This window comes from Candidatus Binatia bacterium (genome assembly GCA_036382395.1).
Classification (GTDB): Bacteria; Desulfobacterota; Binatia; order HRBIN30; family HRBIN30; genus JAGDMS01.
This window is the reverse complement of sequence record DASVHW010000409.1, coordinates 1-9,390: the sequence shown is the minus strand read 5'-3', so window position 1 is coordinate 9,390 and position 9,390 is coordinate 1. Positions and strand designations below refer to the sequence as shown.

Below are 9,390 nucleotides of genomic sequence, written 5' to 3'. Positions count from 1 at the left end.
TGCCACTGTTCGTGGAGTTGAGTTGCTGCTCCGACAAACGTGGCTGTGGAACGACGAGCGTCATCCCGGGACCGACAGCCCCGGTAGAACGCTGCCGTTCACGTTCCGTGCAGACATCGCCCCCAACGCCAGCGCGCCGTTTACCTTCCAAACCCCTCCCTTGGCGCAGCGCTCCGACGGTCGGTTCGTTACGACGATGGATGTCATCAGCTTCAGTGAAGTGGGTCCGTAAGGGGGAAGTCTTGAGAGCGAGTGACCAGACGGAACTCAGATGAAACATCCTCGTCAATTGCTTGTCGTGTTTGGAATCGGAGGAGCAATGCTTGCGTTGCTGTTGCCGGGCTGTGCTCTGCCGATCGGCCGAAAGGAGACTCCTCCGCCGCCCGTGGTGGCGCCACAGGTGAAGGAGGAAGGGCCCAACGCTGAGGGGCCCAAGGTAGAGCAGGTCGGAAACGCCTCTTGGTACGGGCCAGCGCAAGACGGGAAAGAGACCGCGAGTGGAGAAACATTCGATCAGAAGAAGCTGACCGCGGCACATCCGACATTGCCCCTGGGCAGCAAGGCTGTGGTCACCAACCTGGAGACCGGAAAATCAGTAGAGGTCACGATCAACGACCGCGGTCCTCATGTGAAGGGGCGGAAGATTGATCTCTCTCGCGCCGCCGCCCGAAAAATCGGGATGTCGACGAAGGGGGTAGCGAAGGTGAAGATTGAGACGAGGCTCCGTCGGCACGCGACCAAGAAGCGGACGACGAGCCCCGAGGCGCCCGTGGCAACGACGAGCACTGATACGCCGGTGCTCTCGCCGCAGTAATCCTTGTGCGAGAGAGACAGCCGCAAGGCGCAAGGAGATCGAATGAACGAAACAAAGGGAAAGCTCAGCGGACCTGACCTTACCAAGGGAGTCGCTCTCTCGAAAGTCGCCGACGGCGCCATGCTGCTCGGGCACGCGCACGGCGAACCGGTGCTGCTCGCGCGGCGCGGGGACGAACTGTTCGCGATCGGTTGCCATCTGCACGCACTATAACGCCCCGCTTGCCGACGGGCCGAGAGGACGATCACCACGCAAGGGTGACCGAGCTGCGCGATGCGTTGGGTCGTGTAGATTGGTCTCCTTGCGGAAATACCTGAACGTATTTCGCTCAAGCCTGAGCAACTCCTTCTCGCTGAACGCCGGTCGGCTCATGCCCCCCGTACCTCCGACAAGTGTTCACCAAATTCAATTGCGACGAACGCCACAGCGTGCGGCGCAAGTTCGAGGTCGAGATGAGCGCTTCCGTTCTCATACTTCCAATCCAACGGCTCTCGCGCCAGGCGCGATGCCGCTTCGAGCAATGCCACCTCGTCCGCGCTCAAGTATTCCGGCTCGCCCATTGCGCGCCACGCGCGTTTGGCATTTGCGTGGGTTTCGTCAATACGCTCGATGTGAACGGCGCGCGGTTCCGGCGCGCTTGTGAGATGAATGGAAACGCGCTCCGTCTTGATCGAATGGCGCGGCAGTGCGTGGTTCGTCAGCAGAACGGTCAGGATTGCTTCTTTGCGCACGATCCACGCATCCACCGTCTCGTGCAAGCCATCAACGAGCAGCATTTCTACGCCTAGTTGATGCAATAGCTCGAAAGCGCGGTATGTCGGCTTGGCGACGCCATGAATATTGAGCAACCCGAAGCCGCCATGAAACGGTACGGACGGAAAATAGTTCTCCTCGAATATGTCCGAAAACGTCCAGAAGCTGTAACCCTCCACCAGACCGTTGGCCTCCATCACAGTTTTCGTCACGAACGCAGCGGCATACGGCTCATCGTGCAACGGATCACGCGGATTGGATGAAGAGTTCCATTCAGTGTAATAGACGGGACGCCCGCAGGCTCGCCGAAACACGTCTTGCGTCTGTTCGCGCAAAATACCGCGTCGGCTCTTCGCCAGTTGCATCTCCGAATCGTCTTCCGGACTTCCAAACGCATCGGTCGGGTAGTGGTGCGTACTGATGAAATCGGCGGGCAGATTGTTCGTCTCGCAGAATGCGAGAAATTCTTCGACCCACTCATTCGCGGCGGTCGCCGGCCCGCCGACCCGAAGTTGCGCGTCCACGCTCTTGATCGCTTCGACTGTGTAGCGATACAGCTTGAAGTATTCCGCCTGCGTACCCGCCCAAAACTCTTTCAGGTTCGGTTCGTTCCACACCTCGAAGAACCACTCGCGCACTTCGCTCGCACCGTAGCGTTCGACCCAGTGCGAAGCCAGCTCGCGGATGAGCCTCGCCCACTGACTGTAATCCCGGGGCGGCGTAACATTCGCCTGGTAGTGAAAGACGGTCGTGTTGCCGGAGGCGAGCGCTCTCGGCATGAAGCTCAACTCAACGAATGGCTTCATCCCGATTGAGAGGAGAAAATCAAAGATCTGATCGGCGTTGAAGAATGAGTAGAGGAGCTTGTCCTGCTGACGAATGAGCGTACCCACGTCGTCTGAGAGCAGGCCGTGAAAGCGCACGTAGCGGAATCCCAGTTCGTTGCGGCAGCGTCGCAACTGCGCTCGCCAATCCGCGCGCAACGCGACGGCTGCATGATCGCTCCCGACCGTGTGTTCCCATGAGTGTGTGAGGGGCGTCGCGGCCTCAGAAAGTTTGCACGTAAAATCCGGCACAGTTGTGACCACTTTCAGCAGCTCTTCCTCGAAAGGGCGCGCAGGATCGCCGCAAAACGGCTCGAACCAGGCCTATTCCCGAATCGTTTCCGCCCTGCTCGCCGGGCAGCGGCATGACCAACTCAGCGGCGGAAAGCGAAAAAGAGCACGACCAGAGCGATCACGACGAGTACGACGCGCGCAACGGTCATCATCTGCGTGTTGCCGACTGGCTTGCCGCCCCGGGGTCGAATGCCGATGACCGCGACGAGGGCAATCACGACGCCGATGATCACTGCTGTGAACCCCATGGGATGTCTCCCTACACGACGAACGATGAAATTGCTATGCGCGTAGAACCACGCGCGTAGTAGTCCGAGCTTACGGCAGGTGTCCTGCCCTTGTACAAATGCAGCAGCCAAACGAACGTTGCGGGGCGACGCAACGGGGAGATAGTGAAACGAAGGAGGAGAAGATGGACGTACACACTTGTGATCATCCTGCCTGTTCTTGCCAGGTGACTGGCGAGGGACGCTTCTGCAGCCCGGGCTGCCAGGAAGCATCCAAGGACGTAGCGAAGAACAACACCTGCGCGTGCAAGCACGCTCAGTGCGCCCCGCACGCCTGAGGTCGACCGGCGTTCCGTGCTCGACATCTTGGACACTCTGGACGTGTAATCTCAGCCCCCAGTTGTTTGTAAGAATGCCAAGCGGGCCAGCGACCCCGGATGCCCGCGGAACAGTGAGGCGGAGCCGCCGCCCATCTGCGCTCGGATTTTGGTTTGGTGACCTGTAACACTCCATCCTCGCCCAGCGGCCGTTGCACGAACACGGTCTGCCCCTTCAGGTCGACGTCTTCCCAGTGCAACCCGAATAACTCGCCTTTGACGTGGACCTTCAAGAAACCCGTTTCCTCGCCGACCCGGAGAGGCTAGGTAAGGGAGACGGCACACACGCGCCACGACTTTGACCTATTCACCATCGGGGCCGGCTCGGCCGGTGTACGAGCCTGTCGGGTTGCCGCCGGATACGGCGCGCGGGTCGCCGTGGCCGAAGAACGCCAGCTCGGCGGCACCTGCGTGAACGTCGGCTGCATCCCGAAGAAGCTGCTGGTCTATGCCGCGCACTTTCGCGAAGCCTTCGAGGACGCTGCTGGGTTCGGCTGGATGGTGGGCTCTCACTCCCTGCAGTGGCCCCAGCTGATTGCCAGCAAGAACCGCGAAGTCGCACGGCTCAACGAGGTCTACCGCAGCCTCCTCGACCAGGCGCGTGTGCAGCGCATCGAAGGCCGCGCCTGCGTCGTCGATGCGCACACAGTGGTCGTGAACGAGCGGACTTACACAGCTCGCTATATCCTCATCGCCACGGGGGCCTGGCCCGTGCGGCCGCGTGTTCCCGGCGTCGAGCTCGCCATCACCTCCAACGAAGCCTTCTTTCTCGAACGCGCACCCCAGCGCGTCCTCATCGTCGGCGGCGGATACGTCGCCGTGGAGTTCGCCGGGATCTTCCACGGCGTCGGCGCCGAGGTCACCCAGCTGTACCGCGGCCCGCTGTTCCTGCGCGGCTTCGACGATGACGTGCGCCGCACCTTGGCCGACGAGATGCGGCGCAAGGGCATCGATGTGCGCTTCGAGCGCAACGTCGTGCAGATCGAGCGACAGGGCACCGGGGTGCGTGCGGCGCTCACGGACGGGACCCTTGTGAACGTGGACCACATCATGTTTGCCACGGGCCGGAAACCGAACACTGCAGGTCTGGGTCTCGAGACCGCCGGCGTTCAGCTCGATGCGGGCGGCGCGGTAGCGGTGGACGTATATTCCTGCTCGAGTGTGCCCAGCATCTACGCCGTCGGTGACGTGACCAACCGTTTGAACCTGACGCCGATGGCGATTGCTGAGGGGCAGGCAGTGGCTGAAACGCTCTTCAACAACCATCCGACGGCACCCGATCATGACAACGTGCCGACGGCGATCTTCAGCCAGCCGCCGGTGGCGGCAGTAGGGTTGACCGAAGCACGCGCCCGCGAACGCTATGCGCAGATCGATGTCTACCGCTCCACCTTTCGCCCATTGAAGCACACGCTCTCTGGCCGCGATGAACCGACGATGATGAAGCTGATTGTCGAGCGGGCCACCGACCGGGTTGTCGGGTGTCACATGGTCGGCGCCGACGCGCCGGAAATCATTCAGGGGTTTGCCGTCGCACTGAAGTGCGGTGCGACGAAAGCGCAGTTCGATGCGACCATCGGCATCCACCCCACCGCCGCGGAGGAGTTGCTCACGATGCGCAGCCAAGGGTCGGAGTAACCCTGTCGATGACAGGGATCACCTATCGAAGCGGCGGCAGGAAGTTGGCGGTCGCCGTGATTCACCGTGACATTGAGGGCCTGCGCGCGGAAGTCGCAATCAGATGAACTCCGCGCGTCGCTGTGCCGCTGCCGAGCGAGGAGATGGAGGCCTACGCATTCCCGTCGACGGTGAACTCGCCGCCGAACGATGCGCTGGAGTACGTGCAACGTGCATAGCTATTTCGTCGTCCGGCATGTAGAAAGACATCCCATGGGACTTACGGCAGTGATCATCGGCGTCGTGATTGCCCTCGTCGCGGTCATCGGCGTTCGACCGCGGGGCGGTAGGCCTGTCGGCAAAACGCAGCTGATGACCGTTGCGCGCGTCGTACTCGTCGTGGTCGCTCTCGTCGTCCTTTTTTTCGCTCTCCGCCGTTGAGCGCAGCACAACGGCTCGAACGAGGCGCGACAGGGTTTCACCACGCCAGCCAGCGCCGCAGCAGCGATTGGATCGTCTGCGTCAGCCGCGTGCGGTTGTAAGCGTCCGCCGCTTTCCTGATCGCTTCGGCCTGGGTCGGATACGCGTGGATGACGCGGGCAAGGGTGCGCAGACCGATCCCCGCGACCATCGCCAGGGTGATTTCGTTGATCATCTCGCCCGCATGACGGGCGACGATCGTCGCGCCGAGAATCCGATCCGTCCGCTCCTTGACGTGGACCTTCACGAAGCCCGTTTCCTCGCCGTCGGCGATGGCGCGATCCACGGCGTGCATTAGGATGGTGAAGGTCTTGACCGGGATGTCCTGCGCGCGCGCCTCCCGTACGTAAAGGCCGACGTGGGCGATCTCCGGATCGGTGTAGGTGCACCACGGAATCGTCAGTGCGCTCAGTCGCTGGCGACCGAAAAACAGCGCGTTCTGGACCACGAGGCGCGCCGAAGCGTCGGCGGTATGGGTGAACTTGTGCTCCAAGCAAACGTCTCCGGCGGCATAGATGCGCCGATTGGTGGTCCGCAGGAAATCGTCGACCTGGATCCCGACCGTATTGTCGTAGTCGACGCCCGCGGCCTCCAGATCCATATCCTCGACATTCGGCACCCTGCCGGTGCCGGTGAGGATAGCATCGACCGCTACCGTGCTCTTGTAGTCGTCGCTGACCAGATCGACGAGTTTCTGCCCGTTTTCCACGCGCACGTTGACGGCCGTGGTGTTGAGCCGCACCTCGATGCCGTCGCGCGCAAAGGCATCCGAGAGGATCTGCGCGGCGTCGCGCTCTTCTTTTGGCAGGAACAACGGTATGTCCTGCGCGATGATGGTCTGCGCTCCGAAGCGGGAGAAGGCCTGCGCCAGTTCGCATCCGAGCGGGCCGCCGCCGATCACCAGCAGGCGGCGCGGCAGCTCGGTCAGATCGAAGACGTTCTCGTTGGTCAGATAGCCAGCCTCGACGAGGCCGGGAATCGAGGGCGTGTCCGGCCGCGCGCCAGCAGCGATCAGTGCCTTCTTGAAGCGCAGTTTCGTCCCGTCAACTGTCAGCGTATCGGATCGGGTAAAGCGCGCCGCGCCGAAGAACACATCCACCCCGGCTGCGCTGAGCCGGCGAACCGAATCGGTGCGACTGATGCGGGCGCGGATACGCCGCATGCGTTGCATCACGGCGGGGAAATCGACGCGGATATCGACCGGGATGTGCGCGCCGTAGTGCTCGGCATCGCGCATCTCGGCATATAGGCGCGCAGTGCGGACCAAGGTTTTTGACGGCACGCAGCCGACATTGAGACAGTCGCCGCCGAGCAGATCGCGCTCGATCAGCGCCACCTTCGCGCCCAGCGCCGCCGCGGCGTGCGCCGCGACCAGTCCCGCCGTGCCGGCGCCGACGACGACCAGGTTGTAGCGCTCCGCGGGCGACGGATTGCGCCATCCGGCGGGGTGGACATTTTCGAGCCGCTGGCGCTCATTCGCGCCCTGCGTGGGTGTTATGTGCGGCTGCATCGTCGTGATCCGTAGATGAATAGAGCCGCTACAGCCAGCCGCCGCGGAATCCGGCGCGCCGTAAACCGGTAGTGAGATGGGAACAGTCCCGCATCAGTTGCCAGATCAGTTGCGTACGATAGTTTTCGATCATCATGACCACGATGCCTTGGTCGAGCCCGTAGTGGCCAGGCGAGACCCAGGCGCGCTGGTCGGCACCGGCGAGAGTCGGATTGAAACTGCTCGCGTACCGGTGTCCGGACAGCATTTCGGGGTAGCGTGCAGACATGTTGCGCGCCGCGCGCCAGGCGATGTCGGGCGCGAACGGCAGCGAGGCCAGTGCGGCCCAGCCGGCGAGGGTTCCGTCATCCGGTCCGTACGGCACGCCACGCGCGGCGTAACCAAACAGGCGCCGCGGCTCGTTGGACACCTCGGGCCGCTCGTCGCTCGGGCCATCGCAAGCAGTCAGGCCCCAGCAGTCTTCGTCGTAACCAACGAAGCCGTTTGGATTGCGCTGTGCGTACTCACGTTGCACGTAGGTCGCGCGCCGGCTGTTCTCGAAATAGTCACAACGCTTCTCGCGCATGAAGCGATCCTGGATGCCGCGAAAATCGATCCATGCGTGTGAGAACCGGTGCACGAACAGCGGCCCCGCATACAGGAAATCGTAGCCGTAGAGATTCTCCCACTGGTAGGTAGCGGTCCATGCCTCGTAGCAGTCACCCTTGAGCGGGTGCGTTGGCGATCCCAGCGCGAGCACATACAGCACAATGGCCTCGCTGTAGCCTTCCCAGCCGTAGTGCAGGAATCCGCATTCGGGCTTCCAGCCTTGCCGGATCGTATCGCCGCCATCCTGCGCCCAGCGCCAGTCGATGCGGCGGTACAGCGCGTCGACCAGTTCGCGTAGCTCGATTTCGTCCGCGGTGTTCGCCGTGAAGTACATGCCCGCGGTCAGCACGCCGGCGATCAGCAGCGCCGTATCGATCATCGACAGCTCCGAGCGCCAGACGCGGACACCGGTATGCATGTCGAGGAAGTGGTAGTAGAAACCCTTGTAACCGGTTGCCTCCGGACTGCCGCTCTGATCGCTATCGCGGAAGAAACGCAGCGCGGCGAGGCTGCGTTCGACCGCGTCGGCCCGCGCCATCCAGCCGCGCTCCACCGCCACCGGATAGGCCGACAACGCGAATCCGACCACCGCGATGCTGGCCGGCGAATTCTCGCGCGAGGTGTCGGCGACCAGTCCGTTGGCCGGGTTCACCGCCTGCAGGAAGTAGGTGAATGCGGCGCGCTGGAGCCGGTCCAGCATCACACCATCCTCGGTCAAGTCAGTCCCTATCAAATCAGCCACGATCACGAGCCTCGAACGACGCGTGCGGAAGCGGTGGGCAGGGTAGCGCTCATAGCTGGCATGATCTCGCTGGCGCGTGGTTGTAACCAGCGCCCATTAGGGCAGTTACATCTTTCTGCGCGATTGGGCCAGTGGTGCGGCGTGGTCGGCCGACTATCAGGTGATCGGCGTCGATCCGGAAGGGTCGCTTGCCACCCTCCGCCATGATGCGTGTGAGAAGTCTGCCGATCCCCGCCAGCAGTGTGCGAGCGAAGATTATGCGCGTAGAACCACGCGCGTAGTAGTCCGAGCTTACGGCAGGTGTCCTGCCCTTGTACAAATGCAGCAGCCCAAATGAACGTTGCTGGGCGACGCAACGAGGAGACGGTGAAACGAAGGAGGAGAAGATGCACCCGAGCGCCAGCCAACACGAGGAATGCATATGTTAACGACCAAGCCCAACCGTACACGAGCGCGTGCTCCGCGAGCCGTCGCCATTGCTGGCGCGCTGGGTGTACTTGTTGCGTGGCCCCTTGTCGCCCAGGCAGCGCAAACCCCGACCCTCAAGGCGACGCTCGTCGATGCCGTAAAAAAGGCCGAAGCGAAAACTGCCACCGTTCAAGTGACCGTTCGCGGCGTGAAGCTCATCGATCCAGACAAGACGCACGGGCAAGCGAAGAAGGGCGAGGGCCACTTGCACTACCAGCTGGACAACGGGCCGGTCATCGCAACCACGGCACCCAAGCTGAGCTTTCATGGCCTCTCGAGTGGACAGCACACGTTGGTCGTTATGCTTGCCGGAAACAATCACGAACCCCTCGGTCCCAAGGAAGCATTGACGTTCCAGATCCCGTAGCTGCGAAGTTGCGCGGGTCGAATAGCGCTTTGGAGGACGACATGGATGCGTCAGAGAGAGCGCATGTAACGGCGGAGCGTCCGCTGGACGGCGCATGGCTGTCGTTTGACCTGCCGGTGATGCTGAAGCGGATCAAGGCGGAGGAAACGTGGCGCTCCAGTAGCCGCAACGCCATGACACTGATGAAGAGTCGGGGACAGCGCATTGTGCTGATTGCGATGCACGGCAAGACTGAGATTCCGATGCACCGCACGGTAGTCGAGATCGTGGGTCGGTGGTTTCTGCGGACGGCTCACGCAGTCTGTCTGTCACGCGGACAAAAGAGGAGA

Annotated in this window: 10 protein-coding genes and 1 pseudogene; 7 read left to right on the top strand and 4 right to left on the bottom strand. The window is 62.4% G+C overall.

The annotated features are described in order from the left end of the window. From VF515_20145 to VF515_20135, 3 genes are all read left to right on the top strand, one after another. On the top strand, nt 1-232 hold a 232-nt coding region (locus VF515_20145; protein ID HEX7409937.1), incomplete at its 5' end, for a hypothetical protein. Between the two features lie 87 nt (nt 233-319). Further along, nucleotides 320-814: a septal ring lytic transglycosylase RlpA family protein gene (locus VF515_20140; protein ID HEX7409936.1), complete on the top strand. Its 495-nt coding sequence runs from the start codon at nt 320-322 to the stop codon at nt 812-814. Between the two features lie 42 nt (nt 815-856). After that, nucleotides 857-1,027, top strand: coding sequence for a hypothetical protein (locus tag VF515_20135; protein HEX7409935.1), 171 nt, complete (start codon nt 857-859; stop codon nt 1,025-1,027). Nucleotides 1,028-1,182: 155 nt separating this feature from the next. Here the strand turns inward: VF515_20135 and VF515_20130 are convergent, their stop codons facing one another. Next, complete coding sequence (locus tag VF515_20130; GenBank protein ID HEX7409934.1) at nt 1,183-2,643, bottom strand: glycosyl hydrolase; 1,461 nt, start codon at nt 2,641-2,643, stop codon at nt 1,183-1,185. A 122-nt stretch (nt 2,644-2,765) separates the two neighbouring features. Beyond that, nucleotides 2,766-2,933, bottom strand: a complete 168-nt coding sequence (locus tag VF515_20125; GenBank protein HEX7409933.1) for a hypothetical protein — start codon at nt 2,931-2,933, stop codon at nt 2,766-2,768. Nucleotides 2,934-3,580: 647 nt separating this feature from the next. Here VF515_20125 and gor point away from each other — a divergent pair. Beyond that, nucleotides 3,581-4,927 (top strand): annotated as a pseudogene (gene gor / locus VF515_20120) (glutathione-disulfide reductase). A 252-nt stretch (nt 4,928-5,179) separates the two neighbouring features. Further along, on the top strand, nt 5,180-5,347 hold the full coding sequence (locus VF515_20115; GenBank protein ID HEX7409932.1) for a hypothetical protein: 168 nt from the start codon (nt 5,180-5,182) through the stop codon (nt 5,345-5,347). Between the two features lie 37 nt (nt 5,348-5,384). Here VF515_20115 and VF515_20110 read toward each other — a convergent pair whose 3' ends face one another. Both VF515_20110 and VF515_20105 read right to left on the bottom strand, forming a co-directional pair. Continuing rightward, nucleotides 5,385-6,896 (bottom strand): mercuric reductase, encoded by a 1,512-nt coding sequence (locus VF515_20110; GenBank protein HEX7409931.1) that lies wholly within the window; start codon nt 6,894-6,896, stop codon nt 5,385-5,387. A 28-nt stretch (nt 6,897-6,924) separates the two neighbouring features. Next, complete coding sequence (locus tag VF515_20105; protein HEX7409930.1) at nt 6,925-8,184, bottom strand: glucoamylase family protein; 1,260 nt, start codon at nt 8,182-8,184, stop codon at nt 6,925-6,927. 463 nt (nt 8,185-8,647) lie between these two features. On the opposite strand from VF515_20105, the gene VF515_20100 reads away from it, so the two are divergent. After that, on the top strand, nt 8,648-9,061 hold the full coding sequence (locus VF515_20100) for a hypothetical protein (GenBank protein ID HEX7409929.1): 414 nt from the start codon (nt 8,648-8,650) through the stop codon (nt 9,059-9,061). Nucleotides 9,062-9,102: 41 nt separating this feature from the next. Next, nucleotides 9,103-9,390: hypothetical protein (locus VF515_20095; GenBank protein HEX7409928.1), on the top strand; the 288-nt coding region annotated here is incomplete at its 3' end.

Excerpts from the sequence above, each read along its gene's own strand:
- VF515_20140 (HEX7409936.1), top strand. The coding sequence starts at position 320 with ATGCTTGCGTTGCTGTTGCCGGGCTGTGCTCTGCCGATCGGCCGAAAG.
- VF515_20135 (HEX7409935.1), top strand. The coding sequence starts at position 857 with ATGAACGAAACAAAGGGAAAGCTCAGCGGACCTGACCTTACCAAGGGA.
- VF515_20125 (HEX7409933.1), bottom strand. The coding sequence starts at position 2,933 with ATGGGGTTCACAGCAGTGATCATCGGCGTCGTGATTGCCCTCGTCGCG.
- VF515_20115 (HEX7409932.1), top strand. The coding sequence starts at position 5,180 with ATGGGACTTACGGCAGTGATCATCGGCGTCGTGATTGCCCTCGTCGCG.
- VF515_20110 (HEX7409931.1), bottom strand. The coding sequence starts at position 6,896 with ATGCAGCCGCACATAACACCCACGCAGGGCGCGAATGAGCGCCAGCGG.
- VF515_20105 (HEX7409930.1), bottom strand. The coding sequence starts at position 8,184 with ATGCTGGACCGGCTCCAGCGCGCCGCATTCACCTACTTCCTGCAGGCG.
- VF515_20100 (HEX7409929.1), top strand. The coding sequence starts at position 8,648 with ATGTTAACGACCAAGCCCAACCGTACACGAGCGCGTGCTCCGCGAGCC.